The sequence below is a fragment of the Pseudomonas sp. CGJS7 genome (assembly GCF_036961695.1).
In genome coordinates this window covers 12360-35341 of sequence record NZ_JBAMDI010000043.1, presented here as the reverse complement: position 1 = coordinate 35341, position 22982 = coordinate 12360, and the positions used below count along the sequence as shown (strand labels likewise).

General features: G+C 59.9%; 21 protein-coding genes. 11 read left to right on the top strand and 10 right to left on the bottom strand.

Features of this window, described 5'->3' with window-relative positions; all coding sequences use genetic code 11:
• Positions 1-63 precede the first annotated feature (63 nt).
• Positions 64-1248 carry a C17 cyclopropane fatty acid synthase CfaB gene (cfaB, locus tag V7787_RS24330; protein WP_064491865.1) on the top strand — a complete coding sequence of 395 codons (1185 nt, stop codon included), beginning with the start codon at positions 64-66 and terminating at the stop codon, positions 1246-1248.
• Between the two features lie 83 nt (positions 1249-1331).
• On the opposite strand, the gene cls is transcribed toward cfaB, so the two are convergent.
• Positions 1332-2771 (bottom strand): cardiolipin synthase, encoded by a 1440-nt coding sequence (gene cls, locus V7787_RS24325; protein ID WP_064491866.1) that lies wholly within the window; start codon positions 2769-2771, stop codon positions 1332-1334.
• A gap of 132 nt (positions 2772-2903) precedes the next feature.
• Between cls and V7787_RS24320 the strand changes: the two genes are divergently transcribed.
• Positions 2904-3431, top strand: a complete 528-nt coding sequence (locus V7787_RS24320) for a DUF3617 domain-containing protein (RefSeq protein ID WP_336089824.1) — start codon at positions 2904-2906, stop codon at positions 3429-3431.
• Between the two features lie 212 nt (positions 3432-3643).
• Here the strand turns inward: V7787_RS24320 and V7787_RS24315 are convergent, their stop codons facing one another.
• Positions 3644-4024, bottom strand: coding sequence for a hypothetical protein (locus V7787_RS24315; RefSeq protein WP_064491868.1), 381 nt, complete (start codon positions 4022-4024; stop codon positions 3644-3646).
• A gap of 114 nt (positions 4025-4138) precedes the next feature.
• Between V7787_RS24315 and zigA the strand changes: the two genes are divergently transcribed.
• Genes zigA through V7787_RS24300 form a run of 3 tightly spaced genes read left to right on the top strand, consistent with a single transcriptional unit; the run spans position 4139 to position 6982 of the window.
• A complete protein-coding gene (gene zigA, locus V7787_RS24310) occupies positions 4139-5347 on the top strand; it encodes a zinc metallochaperone GTPase ZigA (RefSeq protein WP_064491869.1) in 1209 nt (402 codons plus the stop codon).
• The gene (locus V7787_RS24305; protein ID WP_064491870.1) at positions 5344-5970 is read left to right on the top strand and encodes a DUF1826 domain-containing protein; all 627 of its coding nucleotides are present in this window, start codon (positions 5344-5346) and stop codon (positions 5968-5970) included. Before zigA ends, V7787_RS24305 begins: the two co-directional genes overlap by 4 nt.
• A gap of 40 nt (positions 5971-6010) precedes the next feature.
• Positions 6011-6982 carry a CobW family GTP-binding protein gene (locus V7787_RS24300; RefSeq protein ID WP_336089823.1) on the top strand — a complete coding sequence of 324 codons (972 nt, stop codon included), beginning with the start codon at positions 6011-6013 and terminating at the stop codon, positions 6980-6982.
• On the opposite strand, the gene V7787_RS24295 is transcribed toward V7787_RS24300, so the two are convergent.
• Positions 6983-7375, bottom strand: a complete 393-nt coding sequence (locus tag V7787_RS24295) for a DUF3301 domain-containing protein (RefSeq protein WP_003253259.1) — start codon at positions 7373-7375, stop codon at positions 6983-6985.
• A gap of 120 nt (positions 7376-7495) precedes the next feature.
• On the opposite strand from V7787_RS24295, the gene pdxY reads away from it, so the two are divergent.
• Positions 7496-8368 (top strand): pyridoxal kinase PdxY, encoded by an 873-nt coding sequence (pdxY, locus tag V7787_RS24290; protein WP_003253261.1) that lies wholly within the window; start codon positions 7496-7498, stop codon positions 8366-8368.
• Here pdxY and V7787_RS24285 read toward each other — a convergent pair.
• Positions 8365-8850, bottom strand: coding sequence for an acyl-CoA thioesterase (locus V7787_RS24285; RefSeq protein WP_003253263.1), 486 nt, complete (start codon positions 8848-8850; stop codon positions 8365-8367). The two genes, pdxY and V7787_RS24285, sit on opposite strands and share 4 nt — an antisense overlap.
• Before the next feature lie 339 nt (positions 8851-9189).
• Between V7787_RS24285 and V7787_RS24280 the strand changes: the two genes are divergently transcribed.
• Positions 9190-10950 carry a cation:proton antiporter gene (locus V7787_RS24280; protein WP_003253264.1) on the top strand — a complete coding sequence of 587 codons (1761 nt, stop codon included), beginning with the start codon at positions 9190-9192 and terminating at the stop codon, positions 10948-10950.
• Positions 10951-11104: 154 nt separating this feature from the next.
• On the opposite strand, the gene V7787_RS24275 is transcribed toward V7787_RS24280, so the two are convergent.
• The 4 genes from V7787_RS24275 to zwf form a co-directional block, all read right to left on the bottom strand.
• The gene (locus V7787_RS24275) at positions 11105-11512 is read right to left on the bottom strand and encodes an SMI1/KNR4 family protein (protein WP_003253266.1); all 408 of its coding nucleotides are present in this window, start codon (positions 11510-11512) and stop codon (positions 11105-11107) included.
• A 113-nt stretch (positions 11513-11625) separates the two neighbouring features.
• Positions 11626-12480: a Tim44 domain-containing protein gene (locus V7787_RS24270; protein WP_003253268.1), complete on the bottom strand. Its 855-nt coding sequence runs from the start codon at positions 12478-12480 to the stop codon at positions 11626-11628.
• Between the two features lie 132 nt (positions 12481-12612).
• Positions 12613-14799 (bottom strand): DNA helicase II, encoded by a 2187-nt coding sequence (uvrD, locus tag V7787_RS24265; RefSeq protein WP_064491872.1) that lies wholly within the window; start codon positions 14797-14799, stop codon positions 12613-12615.
• Between the two features lie 213 nt (positions 14800-15012).
• Complete coding sequence (gene zwf, locus V7787_RS24260) at positions 15013-16455, bottom strand: glucose-6-phosphate dehydrogenase (protein ID WP_336089821.1); 1443 nt, start codon at positions 16453-16455, stop codon at positions 15013-15015.
• Between the two features lie 103 nt (positions 16456-16558).
• Between zwf and hexR the strand changes: the two genes are divergently transcribed.
• On the top strand, positions 16559-17425 hold the full coding sequence (gene hexR, locus V7787_RS24255; protein ID WP_003253273.1) for a transcriptional regulator HexR: 867 nt from the start codon (positions 16559-16561) through the stop codon (positions 17423-17425).
• Positions 17426-17637: 212 nt separating this feature from the next.
• Positions 17638-17856, top strand: coding sequence for a PA3496 family putative envelope integrity protein (locus V7787_RS24250; RefSeq protein ID WP_061405728.1), 219 nt, complete (start codon positions 17638-17640; stop codon positions 17854-17856).
• Here V7787_RS24250 and V7787_RS24245 read toward each other — a convergent pair.
• Positions 17798-18760, bottom strand: a complete 963-nt coding sequence (locus tag V7787_RS24245; RefSeq protein WP_010955834.1) for a LysR family transcriptional regulator — start codon at positions 18758-18760, stop codon at positions 17798-17800. The two genes, V7787_RS24250 and V7787_RS24245, sit on opposite strands and share 59 nt — an antisense overlap.
• Before the next feature lie 189 nt (positions 18761-18949).
• On the opposite strand from V7787_RS24245, the gene V7787_RS24240 reads away from it, so the two are divergent.
• Both V7787_RS24240 and oadA read left to right on the top strand, forming a co-directional pair.
• Positions 18950-20365, top strand: a complete 1416-nt coding sequence (locus V7787_RS24240) for an acetyl-CoA carboxylase biotin carboxylase subunit (protein WP_003253279.1) — start codon at positions 18950-18952, stop codon at positions 20363-20365.
• Between the two features lie 11 nt (positions 20366-20376).
• On the top strand, positions 20377-22185 hold the full coding sequence (gene oadA / locus V7787_RS24235; protein ID WP_020191103.1) for a sodium-extruding oxaloacetate decarboxylase subunit alpha: 1809 nt from the start codon (positions 20377-20379) through the stop codon (positions 22183-22185).
• A gap of 121 nt (positions 22186-22306) precedes the next feature.
• On the opposite strand, the gene V7787_RS24230 is transcribed toward oadA, so the two are convergent.
• Positions 22307-22978 (bottom strand): GNAT family N-acetyltransferase, encoded by a 672-nt coding sequence (locus V7787_RS24230; RefSeq protein ID WP_064491873.1) that lies wholly within the window; start codon positions 22976-22978, stop codon positions 22307-22309.
• Positions 22979-22982: the final 4 nt, after the last annotated feature.

Here is a 22982-nt window from a genome sequence, read left to right as displayed (position 1 = left end):
TCTGATCCGGTGACGTTCGAAATATTAGGCGTCGTGGCCAATTAAGGACAGGAGGGGTGTTTCATGCTTGCTCAACTTCCACCTGCATTGCAGAGCTTGCATCTGCCGCTGAGGCTGAAGCTGTGGGACGGTAACCAGTTTGATCTTGGGCCTAGTCCTCAGGTCACCATTCTGGTGAAGGAGCCGCAGCTGATCAGCCAGTTGACCCACCCAAGCATGGACCAGCTAGGCACCGCATTCGTCGAAGGCAAGCTGGAGCTGGAAGGCGATATCGGTGAGGCCATCCGCGTGTGCGACGAGCTGAGCGAAGCGCTGCTGGCGGATGAGGATGAAACGCCGCCGCCACGTGTGTCTCATGACAAGAGCACCGACGCCAAGGCAATCTCCTACCACTATGACGTGTCCAACGCGTTCTACCAGCTTTGGCTGGACCAGGACATGGCCTATTCCTGCGCCTACTTCCGTGAGCCGGACAATACGCTCGACCAGGCGCAGCAGGACAAGTTCGACCACCTGTGCCGCAAGCTGCGTCTGGATGCCGGTGACTACCTGCTCGATGTTGGCTGTGGCTGGGGCGGGCTGGCGCGGTTCGCTGCCCGTGAATATGGCGCCAAGGTGTTCGGCATTACCCTGAGCAAGGAGCAATTGAAGCTCGGCCGCAAGCGTGTGCAAGCGGAAGGGCTTGCCGACAAGGTCGAGCTGCAGATTCTCGATTATCGCGATCTGCCCCAGGATGGTCGCTTCGACAAGGTTGTCAGCGTGGGTATGTTCGAGCATGTCGGGCATGCCAACCTGGCGCTTTACTGCCAGAAGCTGTTCGGGGCGGTGAGGGAAGGGGGGCTGGTGATGAACCACGGCATCACTGCCAAGCACGTCGATGGCCGACCGGTCGGGCGCGGGGCGGGTGAGTTCATCGATCGCTATGTATTCCCCCACGGCGAGCTGCCGCACCTGTCGATGATCAGCGCCAGTATCTGTGAAGCCGGGCTGGAGGTAGTGGACGTGGAGAGCCTGCGCCTGCACTACGCTAAAACCTTGCACCACTGGAGCGAGAACCTGGAGAACCAGTTGCACAAGGCGGCAGCGCTGGTGCCTGAGAAGACCCTGCGGATCTGGCGTTTGTACTTGGCCGGGTGTGCCTACGCCTTTCAGAAGGGGTGGATCAACCTGCACCAGATATTGGCAGTGAAGCCATACGCCGACGGGCATCATGACCTGCCCTGGACGCGGGAAGACTTGTACCGCTGAAATCGTAAGTATCACAGCCCTGATAAGGCTGTGCAGGAGCGGCCTTTAGCGCGAAAAGGCCGCTTTCAACGGGCGTGTTCACCCTAAAGAATCGGTGATATCAGCCGCGCAATCCGCATCCCCAATTGCTGCAGTCGATGGGTATCTTGGGTGTCTTCTGCAGTAATTTCCCGCGCTTGTTCGAAGTCTTCCTGGAGCATGTGCTCGACCTGGTCGGCGAAGCCGCGATCGACTGTCAGCAGGGTAATCTCGAAGTTCAGGCGGAACGATCGGTTGTCCAGGTTGGCACTCCCAATCGCGCTGACGTCATCATCCACCAGCACCACCTTCTGATGCAGAAACCCGGGTTGGTAACGGAACATACGTACCCCCGCGCGCACCGCTTCGAAGGCAAACAGGCTGGAGGCAGCGTAGACGATGCGGTGGTCCGGCCGTGACGGGATGAGCACCCGCACATCGACTCCTCGTAGTACCGCCAGCCGCAAGGCGGCGAACACGGCCTCGTCAGGGATGAAGTAGGGGCTGGTGATCCACACCCTGCGGGTGGCCGAATGAATCGCTTCAAGGAAGAACAGCGAGCAGGTTTCTTGTGGGTCTGCCGGGCCGCTGGCAAGGGCCTGACACAGCACGCCGTTATCCGGGTACGTATCGGGCAGGATCAGCGGCGGTAGCTGGCGCGTGGCCCAGTACCAGTCCTCGGCGAACGACTCTTGCAGGCAGGCCAGTACTGGCCCGCTGATCTGTACGTGGGTGTCACGCCAGGGGGAAAGCTGTGGATGTTCACCCAGGTACTCGTCTCCCACATTGTGACCGCCGATGAAGCCGAGCAACCCATCCACCACCACAATCTTGCGATGGTTGCGGAAGTTCACCTGGAAGCGATTGAACCAGCCGCGACGGGTGGCGAATGCGTGGATCTGTACACCGCCGTCACGCAGCACCTGGCTGTAGCTGGACGGCAAGGCATGGCTACCGACACGGTCGTACAGCATGAACACCTGCACGCCTTCGGCGGCTTTGCGTAGCAAGAGTTGCTGCAGTGCCTTGCCGAGGGTGTCGTCATGAATGATGAAGAACTGTACCAATACCACATCGCGTGCTTTTTCGATGGCTGCGAAGATGGCATCGAAGGTGGCCTTGCCATTGATCAGCAGTTTTACCTGGTTATTTGCCAGGCATGGCATGCGACCCAGCTTGGGCATCGCTCGCAACGCGGCGTAGCTTTCGGACTCGCGGGCGGTAAGGGCTTCTTCAACCCAAGGTCGCCAGTTGAGGTTGGCCATGGCCACGTGCATTTCCTGGTTGGCCTGACGCCGAGCCTTGATGTAGGCGTAGAACGAGCGGGCGCCGAAGATCAGGTAGGGGATCAAGGTGAGGTAGGGGATGAAGAGCAAGGGCATCGCCCACGCAATGGCACCCTGAGCTGTCCGCACGGTGAACAGCGCATGCAGTGCGGCGACAATACCCAGCAGATGGATCAGGCCGAGTAGGTAACCAAAGAAGTAGGGGCTGTGGTAATCCATATGCATCCTGCTTGCCGAGTACACTTGAGGTAACAGAACACGTTCCCGGTCCGCCTGCAACCCGCAGGCGGATTTGGCGTCTAAGGCTCAGTCCGGCCCGTTTGACCGGCTTTTTTCCAGGAGCGTTCGTCCATGAAGATTCGTCTGCCACTGTTGGCGTTGGCCCTAGGCATGAGCAGTCCACTGGTACAAGCCCAGATGCTGCAACCGGGGTTGTGGGAGGTGACCACCAGCAACATGCAGGTCGATGGCAAGCCGCTACCCGACATGGAATTCATGCTCGGCCAGTTGAAGAACCTGCCGCCAGAGCAGCGTGCAATGATGGAAGGGGTGTTGGCCAAACAAGGGGTCAGTGTAGGTGGTAAGGGGGTGCGTTCGTGCCTGACGCCGGAACAGGTGGCAACGAATGACATTCCGCTGCAGGACCCGAAATCGGGCTGCACGCAGAAGATTACCGACCGTACCGGTAACGTGTGGAAATTCCAGTTCAGTTGCCCGAAAGCACAGGGTAATGGCCAGGCTACATTCCTCAGTGATCGGGAATTCACCACCCAGGTCAGTGGCACGTTCAACGCTTCGGGTGTGCAGCAGCAAGGCAGCATGAACACGCGTGCGGTGTGGCTAGGCAATGACTGCGGGACGGTCAAACCGCGCAGCTGAAATTCACACTGGTGAGTGGCAACCGCGTCGTGGGCATGCAGGCTCGGATAGTTCCACGTGGAACATTTCATTTCGATCCTTGCCTCGACGCGGTTACGGCATAGCTTTTCGGTCTGACAAAGGGCTGGTCAAGGCTGGTGTTTTCAGCGCGTGCTCGAAGCTGACTTACAAAATAGGCAGCAGAGAAAAAGCGTTCAAAATGAAAGGAGGCGTCAACGGCACCCCTCGATCAAGCTGCAATGCAGCTTGAAGCGCTCCCCGCTGGAACTGGATACGCGGTTCAAGGTGGTCCAGCCTACGCGGCGGCTGTAACCCACCCAGGCCTCACCATCGCTGGCCAGGCCGGTAAAAAAAGTCAATGTGCCATAGCGGCTGTTGGTTTGTGCCCACAGCCGACGGCTGCTGAAGTCGTAGCCGCGAAGGTAGAAGGTGCTGCCTTCAGTACGCACACTGTAGTAAGTGCCTTTGCCGTCCTGGCAAGCGAGCAGCGTCGCACTTCGCGTACAAAGGACCAGTGTTTGGTTTTGTGGCATGGCCAACAGCGAAGCAGGCATGGTGAGTAACAGCAATGCCATGACGCGTGGCAAATTCATTTTTCATCCTCTGTGAGCACTCGTCCGTCGAGAACCACTTGGCGAAAGTGTATTGTTATCTTATAACATTATGCAATGCATCGTTTCGAATGCGTCTGCCTGAAGAGGTTCGCCATGTCCAATCGTCTTCCCGTCACCGTGCTGTCCGGCTTTCTGGGCGCCGGCAAGAGCACGCTGCTCAACCATGTGCTGCGCAACCGCGACAACCTGCGGGTGGCGGTAATCGTCAACGATATGAGTGAAATCAACATCGATGCCAGTGAGGTGCAGCGCAATGTCAGCCTCAACCGCGCTGAAGAGAAACTGGTCGAGATGAGCAACGGCTGCATTTGCTGCACGTTGCGCGAAGACCTGCTTGAGGAGGTTGCGCGACTGGCCGAAGAGGGGCGTTTCGATTATTTGCTGATCGAGTCCACCGGTATCTCTGAGCCACTGCCAGTGGCTGAGACTTTCACTTTCCGCGACGAGCAGGGTCGCAGTCTGTCCGATATGGCGCGACTGGACACCATGGTCACCGTGGTCGATGGCTTGAACTTCCTGCGCGACTATCAAGCAGCAGACAGCCTAGCCAGCCGCGGCGAAACGTTGGGCGAAGAAGACGAGCGGTCGATCAGTGATTTGCTGATCGAGCAGGTCGAGTTCGCAGATGTGCTGCTGCTGAGCAAGATCGACCTGATCAGCCAACATGAGCGCGAAGAACTCATCGCTATTTTGCGCAGTCTCAATGCCCGAGCGCAGATCGTACCCATGGTCATGGGCCAAGTGCCGTTGGCACGTATCCTCAACACCGGGCTGTTCGACTTCGATCAGGCGGCCCAGGCACCAGGCTGGTTGCAGGAGCTGCGCGGTGAACATGTACCAGAAACCGAAGAGTACGGAATCGCGGCCATGACCTGGCAGGCCCGACGCCCGCTTCATCCACAGCGCTTTTACGACTTTATCCACAAGGACTGGGAAAACGGAAGGCTGCTGCGTTCCAAAGGGTTTTTCTGGTTGGCCAGCAAATATCAGGAAGCTGGCAGCTGGTCGCAAGCGGGCGGCATGATGCGCCATGGTCTGGCTGGCCGCTGGTGGCGCTTCGTGCCACGCGAGCAGTGGCCACAGGATGTGGATAACACGAATGCGATCTTGAAACACTGGACCGCCGACACCGGTGACTGCCGACAGGAGTTGGTGTTTATCGGGCAGAATATCGACTTCGAAAAATTATCCACAGCCCTCGATGCATGCCTGTTGACGGATCAAGAAATGGACTTGGGCCACATGGGCTGGTTGCGCCTACCTGACCCATTTGGCCCATGGCATGAGGAGGCGGCAGCATGAACCTGGCGCACCGATCTGTGGATATCTTTCAGGTGTTTGGCGAGACGCCCCAGGTGCTGGCCGAAGTGCTGCAGGATGGCGTGAACCTGGCCGTATGGCGGCGGCGCTTGCCGGCCCAACTGGAGGACTTTGCCGCACTGGTGATCAGCCTTGGCCAGCCCTTGGCTGATCAGCGGGTAATTGATGTGGACGAGGAACAGAAGCCGGTATTGCCAGATCTGCTGCGTGAAGCGGCGGATTTGCATGGATATGAAGCTTTCGTTGCTGATGTGACCTGGTTGGTGGCGGCTTATACCTGCCTGGTTGGCGCACGTCGGGTCGGTTTGCGCTTGCGCGTTCTGGACGGTCCCATGTGTCCACGCTTCCATGTGGATAACGTACCTTTGCGCCTGCTCACCACCTACGTCGGCCCAGGTAGCGAATGGTTGCAAGAACGGGATAGCGGTCGTGGTGAGTTACACACAGCTAAACCATCTGTGGATAACATCCAGCAACTGCAAGCCGGTGAGGTGGCGATACTCAAAGGTGAAAAATGGCAGGGTAATGAAGGGGCAGGCCTGGTTCATCGGTCCCCTTCGGCACAGCAGGGGCGTTTGCTGCTCAGCCTTGACTGGCTGGCCTGACAGCGCATAGTGAGGCATCACCGCCGCCTGAAGCCACGCCATGTTGCAGAACATTCCCACCCATGTAATTGCTGGCCCGCTGGGTGCTGGCAAGACCACTTTGATCCGTCAACTGCTGGCCCAGCGACCCGCAAACGAGCGCTGGGCGGTATTGATCAACGAGTTCGGCCTTGTCGGCCTGGATGCAGCCTTACTTAGCCGTGACGAGGACGGCATCGCCATCGGCGAGGTTGCAGGCGGCTGCCTGTGCTGCGTCAACGGCATGCCGTTCCAGGTGGGCCTGGGCCGATTGCTACGCAAATCGCGGCCTGACCGGCTGTTTATCGAACCTTCCGGCCTGGGCCATCCGTTGCAGCTGCTGGCTCAGTTGCAACAAGCGCCTTGGGTTGGAGTGCTGACAATTCAGCCACTCTTGATGGTTGTGGATGCCCAGGCCATGGCTCGAAACAAGCCGCTTCCAGAGGCTCAACAGCAGGCTTTCAATGCCTCTGAACACGTGGTTTTCAATAAATCAGAGGCTGTGGATGAACAACATAAGTTGTTGATAACTAATAAATTTAAAGAAAAGAGCATCGTGTGGACCGTGCAAGGGCAACTGCCTCTGTCCGGCCTCCCGACGGCATCTACACAGATTGTTGACAGCTCATTACTGGAAAACCAGATTGTCGACAATCTTGGAATAGCCCCCGCAGTATTGTGGGCAGACCCCCGTCAGCCTATCTGCCTTGCCCAGCAAGGGGAGGGCGGTTGGAGTATTGGCTGGCGGTGGCACCCTGGCCAACAGTTTTATCCACAGCGGCTAAAGGCTTTCTTGTGTGCTTTGCCATGGCGGCGGGCCAAGGGAGTTATCCACAGCACGGAGGGCTGGTGGTCATTCAACGGGCTGAATGGGGATATGCCCGCTTGGCAGCCCAGCGACTGGCGCAGGGATAGCCGTATCGAGTTGATTTTCGATCAGCCGCAACCGCAACCCGCGTTGCAAGCCGGGTTGAATGAATGTCGCGTCAGTTGATCAGTTGCGCCAGCGGTTGTGCTCCTGGCGCCATTGCTGCATCTCTATGACGTTGTCGGCGCGTGGTGGGGTCTTGATTTCGAACGGGTAGGGCGCCAGTTCGATCTGCACGCTGTGGGCGCCGAACTGGGTCGCGGTGCCGGGGTGACGTTGCTCACCCGTGACGGTGAATTCGAAGGCATAGACGCGTGCCAGGCGCTTGCGGCCATTGGCATCCCGGACAAAGGCGATGCGCTTGAGCGCTACGGCATCGTCAAGCAACTCCAGGTCGAGTTTGGCGCAATGCTGTTTGACCCGTTCCAGGGCCTTTTCACGCAACCCATGGTTGTGCCACAACCAGGCGCCTGCCGTGGCTACCAGCATCAGGACGAAGAGGTTCTCCAGGGTCAACATTTGCATATGCTCCAAACAGGTAGATCCAGCTTAACTGCGTTCCTGGCCTGTCGTACAGGTAGCAATCGAGTTCATACTGCGCTGCGCACAATCCTAGAAACAGCTTTGGAAACCTCCCGCATGAAACGTACCCCGCACCTGCTCGCCATTCAGTCCCACGTGGTGTTCGGCCACGCCGGCAACAGCGCCGCGGTATTCCCCATGCAGCGTATCGGGGTCAATGCCTGGCCGCTCAATACCGTGCAGTTCTCCAATCACACACAGTATGGCCAGTGGGCGGGTGAAGTGCTTGCCCCAGCGCAAATTCCTGCGTTGGTGGAAGGCATTTCCAATATCGGCGAGCTGGGCCACTGCGATGCAGTGCTTTCCGGCTACCTGGGCAGTGCCGAACAAGGGCGAGCGATCCTGGCCGGCGTCGAGCGGATCAAGGCGGTAAACCCAAAAGCGTTATACCTGTGCGACCCGGTCATGGGGCACCCGGAAAAGGGCTGCATCGTGCCGCCCGAAGTCAGTGAGTTTCTGCTTGACGAGGCTGCAGCCACAGCGGACATCCTGTGCCCCAACCAGTTGGAGCTGGACAGTTTCTGTGGGCGCCGCGCCCAGTCGCTGGAGGATTGCGTGAACATGGCGCGCAGCCTGCTGCAGCGTGGGCCGCAGGTTGTACTGGTCAAGCACCTGGCGTACCCCGGGCGGGCCGAAGAACAGTTCGAAATGTTGCTGGTGACCGCCGAGCACAGCTGGCACTTGCGCCGCCCACTGCTGGCGTTTCCGCGTCAGCCGGTGGGGGTGGGTGACCTGACCTCAGGCTTGTTCCTGGCGCGTGTACTGCTCGGCGACAGCTGGGTGCAGGCATTCGAATTCACGGCTGCGGCAGTGCATGAAGTGCTGCTGGAAACCCAGGCCTGCGCCAGCTACGAATTGCAGTTGGTACGGGCCCAGGACCGCATTGCGCACCCACGGGTGCGCTTCGAAGCGCAGTTACTGGCGCTTTAAATGGCGTCGGTTTTCAAGTCCTGATAGCGCTTTTCCAGTTCCTGGCGGATCTGCCGGCGCTGCTGGCCTTGCAGGAAGCGGCGCTTTTCTTCGCTGCTGTGCGGCTGGCGTGGTGGCACCGGCACCGGGCGGCGGTTGTCGTCGACCGCGACCATGGTGAAGAAGCAGCTGTTGGAATGGCGCACCGAGCGCTCGCGAATGTTCTCGGTCACCACTTTGATGCCAACTTCCATCGAAGTGTTGCCGGTGTAGTTGACCGACGCCAGGAAGGTCACCAGTTCACCCACGTGCACGGGTTCACGGAAGATCACCTGGTCGACCGACAGGGTCACCACATAACTGCCGGCATAACGGCTGGCGCATGCATAAGCCACTTCGTCGAGGTACTTGAGCAGGGTGCCGCCATGTACGTTGCCAGAAAAGTTGGCCATGTCCGGGGTCATCAGGACGGTCATGCTCAGCTGGGCGTTTCCAGGTTCCATAGTGTGCTCACGGTGAGGTTGCGCTGAATCGGGCGAATGGAGGGCGTTATCTGCTGACACTGCTGTTCCCCTCTTTTGAATGTGCCTTGCTGATACGGGACGTTGGCTGGCGCATCATCGTCACGCTGATCATGCCATCAGCGGCGCTTTTCCAGCCGATCTGTTTCTGCATATTGCACTGGCTTTTTGCGGCGGAGTGCGATGTTAACCTGAGTACGCCCATGCAACATGGGTGTTCCCGGATTCAATACAGTATGTACTTGCTGCTCGCTCAGGTTTGCCTCGGCAGAGGAGCGGTCTGCCCAGGCATTCACAAGACGAGAAAAGGAGTATCACGCCATGCATGCCATCAGCTTCATCCAGGACCTGGCAGTCATCATGCTGGTCGCTGGCGTGGTCACCATTCTTTTTCACCGTTTCAAGCAGCCGGTGGTGCTGGGCTACATTGTCGCCGGCTTCATCATTGGCCCGCACACTCCGCCGTTCGGCCTGATTCATGACGAAGACACCATCAAGACCCTCGCCGAACTGGGGGTGATCTTCCTGATGTTCTGCCTGGGGCTCGAGTTCAGCTTGCGCAAGCTGTTCAAGGTCGGTGCCACGGCGTTCATCGCAGCGTTCCTGGAAATCGTCCTGATGATCTGGATCGGTTTCGAGATTGGCCGCTGGTTTGGCTGGAGCACCATGGATTCACTGTTCCTGGGCGCCATTCTGGCCATTTCCTCCACCACCATCATCGTCAAGGCGCTCAACGACTTGAAGATGAAGAACGAGCGCTTTGCCCAGCTGATCTTCGGCGTGCTGATCGTCGAGGACATTCTGGGTATCGGTATCATTGCCCTGCTGTCGGGCATCGCGGTCAGCGGCACGGTCAGCTCGGGCGAAGTGTTCTCCACTGTCGGCAAGCTGTCGCTGTTCATGATCGTCGCCTTGGTCATCGGTATTTTGCTGGTACCGCGGTTACTGGCCTATGTCGCCAAGTTCGAAAGCAACGAAATGTTGCTGATCACTGTTCTGGGCCTGTGTTTCGGCTTCTGCCTGCTGGTTGTGAAGCTGGAGTACAGCATGGTGCTAGGCGCTTTCCTGATTGGCGCAATCATGGCCGAATCACGCCAGTTGCTGAAGATCGAACGTCTGATCGAGCCTGTACGCGACCTGTTCAGTGCCATCTTCTTCGTCGCCATCGGCCTGATGATCGACCCTCAGGTACTGATCGACTATGCCTGGCCTATCGTTGTCATCACTCTGGCGGTGGTGCTGGGCAAAATGCTGTCTTGCGGCATGGGGGCGTTCATTGCCGGCAATGACGGGCGTACGTCTTTGCGTGTGGGCATGGGGCTTTCGCAGATCGGCGAGTTCTCCTTCATCATTGCCGCGCTGGGCATGACCCTGCAGGTGACCAGCGACTTCCTTTACCCGGTGGCGGTGGCGGTATCGGCAATCACCACGTTGCTGACACCCTATCTGATCCGCGCGGCTGACCCGTTGTCGCAGAAACTGGGCAATGTGGTGCCCGCCCGCCTCGCACGCGTGTTGTCGTTGTATGGCGAGTGGTTACGCAACATCCAGCCGCAGGGCGAGAGTGCCATGCTGGCGGCGATGATCCGGCGCATCCTGTTGCAGGTGGGGGTGAACCTGGCGCTGGTGATCGCCATTTTCTTCAGTGGCGGCTACTTTGCAGGGCGTATCGGCAATTGGCTCAGCGAGTGGGTCAGCGATGTCAGCCAGCAGAAGGCCGTCATTTGGGGGGCAGCGTTGTTGCTGTCACTGCCATTCCTGATCGCCGCGTACCGCAAGCTAAAAGCACTCTCGATGCTGCTGGCAGAGATGGGCGTGAAGCCGGAAATGGCCGGGCGACATACCCAGCGCGTGCGCCGTGTGATCGCCGAAGTGATCCCGCTGTTGTCGCTGCTGGTGATTTTCCTGCTGCTGTCGGCATTGTCCGCCAGCATTCTGCCCACCAGCGAATTGCTGCTGGTGATTGCCGTGGTAGCTGCGGTGGTGGTGGCGTTGTTGTGGCGCTGGTTTATCCGCGTGCACACGCGCATGCAGATCGCGTTGCTGGAGACGCTGGAGAACAGTCGCGAGAACTCGCACTGAGGGGGTCTGCCCCGGGCAAAGTATCTCACCCGCCCGAGGAGATGGGGCTATAGCGATGTCGCCAGGCGCAAAAAGCCTGGCGATTTTAACGACCTTGAGTCGCTAAGACGTCATTTTCCTGCCTCAAATCGCGCATCTATAAGGGCGTTAGCGATCAGCTCTCCAGCCAAACATCTCGCGCCCAGTGCCACACCGATTCCCAACTGTCTTCGCCGACAATTTCCTCTTCGGCATCCCACAGCACCACGGTGCCGTCCTCTTCGACGCAATAGTAATTGTCGCCGTCCTGGCACAGCGGAATCAGGTCACGCGGTACGCCGGCATCCCAGGCGTTGGAGGCCACATCTGGCAGGTAGGTGTGCGACTGCGGATCAGTGACGGTAACAGGCTCAAGGGAGCCGTAAACCACATCACTTACGGTCAGCAGAAACTCTTTGAACACGAATGGAATATTGATGAACAGCTGTTCTTCGATCTCTACCAGCTGGTCTTCATCGGGAAGCTCCAGGGGCACTGGTACTGGCTCATTCGCTTCACGGAGTTGTTCGATCACTTCTTCCACGGTTCACTTCCTCTGACCTAGATGACAACGCTGCGCCTTATACCCTAGTAGCCCACTTTGGCAAAAGCAAAAACCCCGGGCAAGCCCGGGGTTCTGTGTTTAGCACGCAGCGGTTAGCCGTTCTGACGGATACCGGCTACCAGCCAAGGCTGGTTCTCGCCTTGGGCGCGAACCATGTGCCAGCTTTCGCTGAACACTTCGCCCTGGTCGAAGCGCGAATTCTTCGACACGCCACGGAAGGTCAGGGTAGCGTCGGTGCGGTCGGCGCGGTCATCGACACCGTCCAGTTGCACTTCCAGGTTATCGATGTAGGTAGACTGGAAGCCATCACCCAGCTCAGCACGCTCACGCTTGAGGAACTCAAGCATTTGCGGGGTAACGAACTCGCTGATCTTGTCCATTTCATTGGCATCCCAGTGCTGCTGCAGCGACTGGAAGTGGTTACGGGCTGCCGCCAGGAAGCTCTGCTCGTTGAACCAGGCCGGCGCGTTGATCACCGGTGCGGCTGCGGCAGCAGGTGCCGCCGAACCACCGAAAATCGACGGCTGCGCAGGCTGCGCGTGAGCCTCACGCTGCATCGGCGCATGGCCTGGCATGGCCATTTGTGGCTGCTGCTGGCGACGGCGCGCGGCGATGAAGCGGAACACGAGGAAGGCGATGAGCGCCACGATCAGGAAGTCCATGATCTGGAAGCCTTCGAAACCGTCGCCCATGAACATGGAAGCCAGCAGGCCACCGGCGGCGAGGCCGGCCAGTGGGCCCAACCAGCGCGAAGCACCGCTGGCGGCAGCCGGTGCACGGCCAGGTGCGGTCGGCGCGGCAGCAGGCGTGGTTGGCGTAGCCTGGCGGGTCTGGTGGATAGGCGCGGAGCCCGAGCTCTTGCCGCCGCCGAAACGCTTGGCGCTGGCGTCCAGGCTCAGCGTCAGGCCGACGCAGAGCGCCAGTGCGATGCTAAGAAAACGTTGCATAAGTGGGATATCCCCTGTTGTGGATTGCACGCGCGTCATGGTGCACAGGTTCCCGGGCACATGACCAGCGACATAGTGTTTCGAGCTTTTGCTTGAATGTTACAAAGTTGGCAGGCCCGACCCTTGCGGGCTTTAGACAGCCTCGAGCTTGGCATACCCCAGCATCAGCCATTTGCTACCTTCGGCAAAATTCACCTGCACCCGCGCCTGAGCGCCAGAACCCTCGAAGTTGAGGATCACACCTTCGCCGAATACCGCATGCTGCACACGCTGGCCAAGGTTGAACGCAGTCTGCGGAATGCTGGCATTGGCGAACAGGTTGCTGTTGGTGGCCGTCTTGGCCCCGCCGAACGGGCGGCTGACGCTGTTGGACAGGCGTACTTCCTGAACCAGGCCTGCCGGAATTTCACGTACGAAACGCGACACCTTGTTGTAAGTCTCGCTGCCATAAAGGCGGCGTGTTTCGGCATAGGTCATGACTAGCTGGCGCATGGCGCGGGTGATGCCTACATAGGCCAGGCGTCGTTCCTCTTCCAGGCGGCCGGGTTCTTCCAGGCTCATCTTGTGCGGGAACAAGCCTTCTTCCATGCCCACCAGGAACACATATGGGAACTCAAGGCCTTTGGCGCTGTGCAGGGTCATCAGCTGGATGCTGTCTTCATGCTCGTCAGCCTGAGTATCGCCAGCTTCGAGTGAGGCGTGGCCAAGGAAGGCCGAGAGCGGGGAAAGGTCTGCGTCTTCGTCGGTGGACTCGAAGTTGCGCGCCGCACTGACCAGTTCCTCAAGGTTTTCTACCCGTGCCTGGCCCTTTTCACCCTTTTCTTCCTGGTGATAGGTGATCAGGCCGGACTGTTCGATGGTGGTCTGGGTCATGGTATGCAGCGGCATGTCCACAACCTTGGCAGCCAGCCCCTCGATCAGCTCGATAAAGGCCCCCAGGGCACTGGCGGCGCGGCCTTTCAGGGCCTTGGCAGCGATCAGCTGGCACATGGCCTCCCACATGGACAGCTGGCTGTGGCGGGCGTGCTCGCGGATGGCTTCGACGGTTTTTTCGCCAATACCGCGCGGCGGCACGTTGATCACCCGCTCCAGAGCGGCATCGTTGCCACGCCCTTCGATCAGGCGCAGGTAAGCCATGGCATTCTTGATTTCGGCGCGCTCGAAGAAGCGCTGGCCGCCATAGATGCGGTAGGGGATGCGCTCGCGCAGCAGGGCCTCTTCCAGCACGCGCGACTGGGCGTTGGAACGGTACAGGATGGCGATCTCGTTGCGCGCATTGCCCTGCTTGACCATGCTCTCGATGGTTTCCACGACATAGCGCGCTTCGTCGTGCTCGTTGTAGGCCGCGTACAGGGTCAGTGGTTCGCCTTCGCCCATGTCGGTCCACAGTTCCTTGCCCAGGCGCCCGCTGTTGTTGGCGATCAGCGCGTTGGCCGCCTTGAGGATGCCGCCGGTGGAGCGGTAGTTCTGCTCCAGGCGGATCATTTCGGCGTCGGGGAAGTCGGCGGTGTACTGGTGAATGTTTTCGATCTTGGCGCCGCGCCAGCCGTAGATCGACTGGTCGTCATCGCCTACCGCCATCAGGCTGTCGCCACCGCGTGCCAGCAGGCGCAACCAGGCGTACTGCACGGCGTTGGTATCCTGGAACTCGTCCACCAGCACGTGGCGGAAGCGTCGCTGATAGTGCTCCAGCAGGCCCGGGTGGTCACGCCACAGGTCCAGGGCGCGAAGCAGCAGCTCGGAGAAATCGATGACACCGGCGCGCTCGCACGCCTGCTCGTAGGCCGTATAGACCTCGCGCATGGTCGCCAGGAACAGGTCGCCCCCCGCCTGGATATGCTGCGGGCGCAGGCCTTCGTCTTTCTGTCCGTTGATGAACCATTGGGCCTGGCGTGCCGGCCACTTCTGCTCGTCCAGGCCCAACTCGCGCATGACCCGCTTGATCAGGCGCTGCTGGTCGTCGCTGTCGAGGATCTGGAAGTTCTGCACCAGCCGCGCTTCCTGCCAGTGGGCCCGCAACAGGCGATGGGCCAGGCCGTGGAAGGTGCCTACCCACATGCCTGCCGGGTTGATGCCCAGCAGTTGCTCGATCCGCTGGCGCATTTCTGCTGCGGCCTTGTTGGTGAACGTCACCGACAGGATCGAGTGCGGCGACGCCTGCTCGACCTGGATCAGCCAGGCGATGCGGTGTACCAGCACGCGGGTTTTACCGGAACCGGCGCCGGCAAGCACCAGTTGACGCCCGAGCGTGGCCGCTACGGCCTGGCGTTGGGCATCGTTGAGGGAATTCAGCAGGAGAGAGAGGTCGTCTGTGCGCATCGGGCCATTCTAGGGCGATGCCGGGTGAGGGGCAAATATCTACTGTATGAATATTCACCTGGCGGCATCCCGCTCATCGGTCCGGGGCCAGGTCACGGCCTGCGCGAGCTGGCTGAGGCATGGTCAGGCGCTGGCCTTCAAGCGACGGATTTCGCACCTTCGACTTTTTCTGCTCCTGTTTCGAATTAAAGATCGCGCCATCGCACAGGTCATTCAGCCATGCCAATGCCTGCCATGCCTGGCGAGCAGGCTGTTGGCTTGTTCGGGCCCGAAACTGCCAGCCGGGTAGGGGCGGGGCGCCTGGAAGTGCTCTTCACAGCCCTTGATGATTGGATCTACCCAGGCCCAGGCTGCTTCCACTTCATCGCGGCGCATGAACAGTGTCGAATCACCTTCGAGCACATCCAGCAGCAGACGCTCGTAGGCTTCCCAGCGGCGAGTCTGGCTGAACACCTGGGCCAGATTAAGGTCCAGGTCCACGGGTTCCAGGCGCATGCCCTTGCCTGGGCTCTTGGTCATCATGCGCAGGCTGATGCGTTCGTCCGGTTGCAGCTGTATCAGCAACTGGTTGACCTGGCCGCCGCTGAACAGTTCGTGAGGCACTGGCTTGAACTGGATGACGATCTGCGAAGCGCGCCGCGCCATGCGTTTGCCGGTGCGCAGATAGAAAGGCACGCCCGCCCAGCGCCAGTTGTCGATGTGCGCCTCGATGGCCACGAAAGTTTCGGTATCGCTGTCGTTGTCGACGTCCTTTTCAAAGTAGTAGGCCGGCACTTCCTGGCCGCCGATACGCCCGGCACCATACTGGCCGCGTACCGTCTTGTCCTGCACATCCTGGCCGGTGATCGGCTTGAGGGCGCGCAGGATTTTCACCTTTTCGTCGCGTACCGCTTCGGCCTCGAACTGCGCGGGTGGCTCCATGGCCACCAGGCAAAGCAGTTGCAGCAGGTGGTTCTGCAGCATGTCGCGAATAGCCCCGGCGCGATCGTAGTAGGCACCGCGGTTTTCTACGCCCAGTGTCTCGCAAACGCTGATCTGGACATGGTCGACCTGGTTGTTGCGCCACACCGGCTCCAGCAGGGCATTGGCAAAACGCAGGGCCATCAGGTTCTGCACGGTTTCCTTGCCCAGGTAGTGGTCGATGCGAAACACCTGTCTTTCTTCGAACACCGTGCCAATCGCTTCATTGATGGCAGTGGCCGATTGCAGCGAATGGCCGATCGGTTTTTCCAGCACGATGCGCGCTTCGGTGTCGGCCAGTCCGGCAATGCGCAGGTGGTTGGCAATCGGCACGAACAGGTTGGGAGCGGTGGCCAGGTAGAAGATGCGCGTCAGCCCACCGGGTTCGCCCAGGTAGCGTGCCAGGCGGCCGAAGTCGGCGCTCTGTGAGGCATCCATCGGGAAGTAGTCGACCCGTGCGGAAAACCGCTGCCACACCTCTTCGTCGAAGTCGCTGCGGGCAATCTGTGCCCGACAATGGCGTTCGGCGAGCTTCAGATAGTCGATGCGTGGCAGATTGCGCCTGGCCAGTGCGATGACCCGCACGGCAGGGTTCAGACGGGCCTCGCGAAACAGGTGGTAGAGCGCCGGAAGCAATTTGTGCAGGGCCAGATCACCGGTGCCGCCGAAGACCAGAATGTCGCAAGGAATAGTCAAACCACCACTCTCCACGTTCGTTTAACTGGGCGGGTTGGCGTCCATGTAGTATAACTACAAGAAAGCTACAACCCGGCAAGCCGATCATAACCGAGTCCCGCCTGTGAATCTGTTGCAACATATCGCCCAATCGCGCCACTTGCTGCGCAAATCGGAACTGAAAGTGGCCGACCACGTGCTGCTCGACCCGGCTGCCGTCATGCACAGCTCCATGGCCGATTTGGCGCACAGCGTGGGTATCAGTGAGCCGACCATCGTGCGTTTCTGCCGGGCCATTGGCTGCTCGGGCTTTCAGGACCTGAAGCTGAAGCTGGCGCAAAGCCTGGCTGCCGGGGCCAGCTTCGGTCAGTTCGCCATCCACGAAGACGACTCGGTCGCCGACTACAGCCTGAAGATTTTCGACACCACCCTGCACACCCTGATGGAAGTGCGCGAGCACCTTGATCCGCAGGCGCTGCAACAAGCCGTGAGCGCCATGGCCCAGGCGCAGCGGGTAGAGTTCTATGGCTTTGGCGCGTCCGGTGCGGTTGCGGCCGATGCCCAGCACAAGTTCTTCCGCCTGCTGCTCAGCGCGGCAGCGTATTCCGACCCGCACATGCAAGCGATGTCGGCCGTTACCCTGAAACCGGGCGATGTGGCGGTGTGTATTTCCCAGTCGGGCCGTTCCAAGGACCTGCTGATCACTGCCAACCTGGTGCGTGAGAGCGGCGCCAACCTGATTACCCTGTGCCCCAGCCAGACGCCGCTGGCCGAGCTATCGACGGTCAACCTGGCGATCGACGTGCATGAAGACACCGAGATCTACACCCCACTGACCTCGCGTATTGCCCACCTGGTGGTGATCGACGTGCTGGCGATGGGCGTTGCCATGGCGCGCGGGCCTAGCCTGGTCAACCACCTGAAGAGCGTGAAACGCAGCTTGCGCAGCTTGCGTCTGTCGCCCAAGTCGATCAAGGCTACCGACGACTGAATTCAACCTGTACTGGCGTCTTCGCGGGCTTGCCCGCTCCCACAGGTACTGTGCACTTCTATAAATCGGTGCAATTCCTGTGTGAGTGGGGCAAGCCCGCGAAGAGGCCGGTACAGGCAGTGAAAATTCACGATTCTGTCACCATTACACCGCCAAACGGTAAACCATCAAGGCCAGTCTGAAACCCCCGCATACTATCTGGGAGACAGGCAATGGCTCGTGACTTCGACGGTACGTACCAACCCAACGCCAAGGCTCGCAAGCAGCAGGAAAAGGATCAGCGCCGTATGGAATACCGCCGCGCGATCGAGAGCTATTGCGACCAACGTCAATTGCTCCGCGACCTGGCGGACTACCCCGAGCTGCAAGCACTCACGGTATGGCAGTCGTCGGCGGCAACTTCCCCGAAAAACGTTCAACAAGCGCGCTGATAAGAGCACGTTCGCCGCGTATGAATGCAAGAAACGCCAAGGCCACCGGCGACTGCCGCTTGGCCTTGGCCTGCACCACGCACCAGCTACGGTACAGCGGTAGCTCCTCGACCGGTAATTCCTTCAGCATCCCGGTAGCCAATTCCAGGTTGACTGCGTGACGGGTCAACAGGGCGATCCCCAGCCCGGCGATCACGCATTCGCGCTGGGCATCGGCCGAGGCTACTTCAAGCGTCTGGGCGAAATGCACGCGCTTGTCCTTGAAGTACTCTTCGCACGCCTTGCGTGTTCCCGAACCTTGCTCGCGGACCAGCAGGGTATGAGGCTCCAGGTCCTGCATGCGCAACTGCTCCAGCTTGCACAGCGGGTGCTGTGGCGGCGCAACCGCAACGATCGGGTTGTTGAGGAACGGCAGAAACTCCAGGCCCATGTCTTGCGGCACCATCGACATGATGATCAGGTCGTCGCGGTTATCGGAAAGACGGCGGATGGCTTGGGCACGATTGACCACCGTCAGGGTCAGGTTGACTTCCGGGTGACGCTGCTTGAAGGCGGCGAACAGGTGTGGCACGAAGTACTTGGCACTGGACTCGATCGCCAGTTTCAGCTGACCCTGCAGTGAGCCCTGCATGTCCGACAGCTGCATGTCCAGGCTCTCCAGGCGCCCGAAGATATCGTGGCTGGCGCGCTGCAAGGCCTCGGCCGCCTCGGTCAGGTAGAGCTTCTTGCCGACGTACTCGAACAATGGCTGGCCGATCAGTTCTTCAAGCTGGCGGATCTGTAGACTAACGGCGGGTTGCGTCAGCGCCATCTCCTCCGCAGCACGGCTGTACGACCGCAAATCGCACACCTCGTTAAAGATCTGAAGTTGACGCAATGTCATACGCATCAAGGACTTACGCATTTTAATCAGCTCTTCGGCAACACCTTGTTACCCAACTATAAGCTTTTGCTAATACAGCCTCTAACAAATATTGATTTTTGTTTATCGACCTACAGCGCTAGGGTGAATACGCGACTGGCCAGCAACGTCTGGTCACGCGCCGACCGGTAGAACCGGCTCGACTGTTCCTACGGCTTTGGGAAGACTCCAGTGATAAAAAAAATCCTGATCGCCAACCGAGGTGAAATCGCAGTTCGGATCGTGCGTGCTTGCGCCGAGATGGGCATTCGCTCGGTAGCGATCTTTTCCGACGCCGACCGGCATGCCTTGCACGTCAAGCGCGCTGACGAAGCACACAGCATCGGTGCCGAGCCGCTGGCCGGTTACCTCAACCCGCGCAAGCTGGTGAACCTGGCTGTGGAAACCGGCTGTGATGCCCTGCACCCAGGCTATGGTTTCCTTTCGGAAAACGCTGAACTGGCAGAAATTTGCGCCGAGCGCGGGATCAAGTTCATCGGCCCGGCCGCCGACGTGATTCGCCGTATGGGCGACAAGACCGAAGCGCGCCGCACCATGATCGCCGCCGGTGTGCCGGTAACCCCGGGCACCGAAGGCAACGTTGCCGATATTCATGAAGCCCTGAGCGAAGGTGATCGCATCGGTTATCCGGTGATGCTCAAGGCCACCTCCGGTGGTGGCGGCCGTGGTATTCGCCGTTGCAATAGCCGCGAAGAACTGGAACAGAACTTCCCACGGGTCATTTCCGAGGCGACCAAGGCATTCGGTTCGGCCGAAGTGTTCCTGGAGAAATGCATCGTCAACCCTAAGCACATCGAGGCGCAAATTCTCGGTGACAGCTTCGGTAACGTAGTGCACCTGTTCGAGCGCGACTGCTCTATCCAGCGCCGTAACCAGAAGCTCATCGAAATTGCCCCGAGCCCACAGCTCACTCCTGAGCAGCGCGCCTACATCGGCGACCTGGCGGTGCGTGCGGCCAAAGCGGTGAATTACGAGAACGCCGGTACCGTGGAGTTCCTGCTCGCCGATGGCGAAGTGTACTTCATGGAAATGAACACCCGGGTGCAGGTGGAACACACCATTACCGAGGAAATCACCGGTATCGACATCGTTCGTGAGCAGATCCGCATCGCCTCGGGGCTGCCACTGTCGGTCAAGCAGGAAGACATTCAGCACCGCGGCTACGCCCTGCAGTTCCGTATCAATGCTGAAGACCCGAAAAACAACTTCCTGCCCAGCTTCGGCAAGATCACCCGTTACTACGCCCCCGGCGGCCCGGGCGTGCGCACCGACACGGCGATCTACACCGGCTATACCATTCCACCGTTCTACGACTCCATGTGCCTGAAACTGGTGGTGTGGGCGTTGACCTGGGAAGAAGCCATGGACCGCGGCCTGCGGGCCCTGGACGACATGCGCGTGCAAGGGGTGAAGACCACCGCCGCGTACTACCAGGAAATCCTGCGCAATCCGGAATTCCGTAGCGGCCAGTTCAATACCAGCTTTGTCGAAAGCCACCCTGAATTGACCAACTACTCGATCAAGCGCAAACCCGAAGAGCTGGCCCTGGCCATCGCCGCCGCCATCGCCGCCCACGCAGGCCTGTGAGGAACCTTATAATGTCCAAGAAAATTCACGTAACCGACACGATCCTGCGCGACGCTCACCAGTCCCTGCTGGCTACCCGCATGCGTACCGAAGACATGCTGCCGATCTGCGACAAGCTCGACAAGGTTGGCTACTGGTCGCTGGAAGTCTGGGGTGGTGCAACCTTCGACGCCTGCGTGCGCTTCCTCAAGGAAGACCCGTGGGAGCGCCTGCGCAAGCTGCGCGCAGCGCTGCCAAACACCCGCCTGCAAATGCTGCTGCGCGGCCAGAACCTGTTGGGCTACCGTCATTACAGCGACGACGTGGTCAAGGCCTTCGTCGCCAAGGCGGCGGTCAACGGCATCGATGTGTTCCGCATTTTCGACGCCATGAACGACGTGCGTAACCTGCGCGTGGCCATCGAAGCGGTCAAGGCCGCCGGCAAGCACGCCCAGGGCACCATCGCTTACACCACCAGCCCGGTACACACCATCGAAGCCTTCGTGAACCAGGCCAAGCAGATGGAAGCCATGGGTTGCGACTCGGTGGCGATCAAGGACATGGCCGGCCTGCTGACCCCATTCGCCACTGGCGAGCTGGTCAAGGCGCTGAAGGCAGAACAGTCGCTGCCGGTGTTCATTCACTCCCACGATACCGCCGGCCTGGCAGCCATGTGCCAGCTGAAGGCCGTGGAAAATGGCGCGGACCACATCGACACCGCCATCTCCAGCTTCGCCTGGGGCACCAGCCATCCGGGTACCGAGTCGATGGTTGCTGCACTCAAGGGCAGCGAGTTCGACACCGGCCTGGACCTGGAGCTTCTGCAGGAGATCGGCTTGTACTTCTACGCCGTGCGCAAGAAGTACCACCAGTTCGAAAGCGAGTTCACCGCGGTAGACACCCGAGTGCAGGTCAACCAGGTACCGGGCGGCATGATTTCCAACCTGGCCAACCAGCTCAAGGAGCAGGGCGCCCTCAACCGCATGAACGAAGTGCTGGCCGAAATCCCGCGTGTGCGTGAAGACCTCGGCTTCCCGCCGCTGGTCACCCCGACCTCGCAGATCGTCGGCACCCAGGCGTTCTTCAATGTGCTGGCGGGTGAGCGCTACAAAACCATCACCAATGAGGTGAAGCTGTACCTGCAAGGTGGTTATGGCAAGGCCCCAGGTGTGGTCAACGAGCAACTGCGTCGCCAGGCTATCGGCAGTGAAGAAGTGATCGATGTGCGCCCGGCTGACCTGCTGAAGCCGGAAATGGCCAAGTTGCGTAGCGACATCGGTGCCCTGGCCCGTTGCGAAGAAGACGTGCTGACCTACGCCATGTTCCCGGACATTGGCCGCAAGTTCCTCGAAGAACGCGAAGCTGGCACCTTGACGCCTGAAGTTCTGCTGCCGATTCCGGAAGCCGGTGCCGTGGCTGCCCCAGGCGGTGAAGGCGTGCCGACCGAGTTCGTCATCGACGTACACGGCGAAACCTACCGCGTCGACATCACCGGTGTGGGCGTTAAGGCCGAAGGCAAGCGTCACTTCTATCTGTCGATCGACGGCATGCCGGAGGAAGTGGTATTCGAGCCACTCAACGAGTTCGTCAGCGGTGGCGGCAGCAAGCGCAAGCAAGCGACCGACCCTGGCCACGTGAGCACCACCATGCCAGGGAACATCGTTGATGTGTTGGTCAAGGAAGGTGACATGGTCAAGGCCGGCCAGGCGGTCCTGATCACCGAAGCCATGAAGATGGAAACCGAAGTGCAGGCGGCCATCGCCGGTAAGGTCGTGGCCATCCATGTGGCCAAGGGTGATCGCGTGACGCCGGGTGAGATCCTGATCGAGATCGAGGGCTGATTTAAGCCCTCATCTACAAGTGGTTAACCTCTGGGGAGCGGATGCTCCCCTTTTTTTGTGCCGGACTCACCCGCACCTCACAACGCGCATCCCTTGTGGGAGAGCTGATTCAGCACACCGCTCAACCTTTGCGGCACATCTCAAGGCTTTCCACCTGGCCACCCGGCTGCTGGTTCTCTTCACTCAACCACCGCTCAAACCCGGCAGCCACCGCCGGCCATTCATCATCGGTAATCGAATACCACGCCGTATCGCGGTTATGGTCCTTCACCACCAGGTGCTTGCGGAACACCCCTTCGTAGACGAAGCCGAATCGCTCTGCCGCACGTTTGGAGCGGGCATTGGCGTTATTGCACTTCCACTCCAGCCGTCGATTACCCAGCGCGAAGCCCAGCTTGCCCAGCAGGTACACCGCCTCGGTACCCTTGGGCGTGCGCTGCATGGCGGCACCGAAGGCAATGTGGCCGATCTCGATCCGGCCGTGTTCAGGCACGATCGACATCAGGCTGAGGATGCCTTGGGCCTGGCCACTGGCGCGGTCGATGACGGTGTAGAAAAGCGGGTCGCGGCCAGCAGCGTTGCCTTCCAGCCAGCGGTCGAAGGCGACGCGTTCGGCGAACGGGCCGTAGGGCAGGTAGTCCCACAGCACCGGATCGGAGGCCGGCCCCTGCAGTGCCTCCCAGAGGTCTTCGCCGTGGCGCCCTGGATCGAGCTTCTCCAGGCGGATGAAGCGGCCTTCAATGGGCTCGGCCTTGGGGGTTGCGGCGGGTTTCCAGTTCAATGCGTCTGTCATGTGC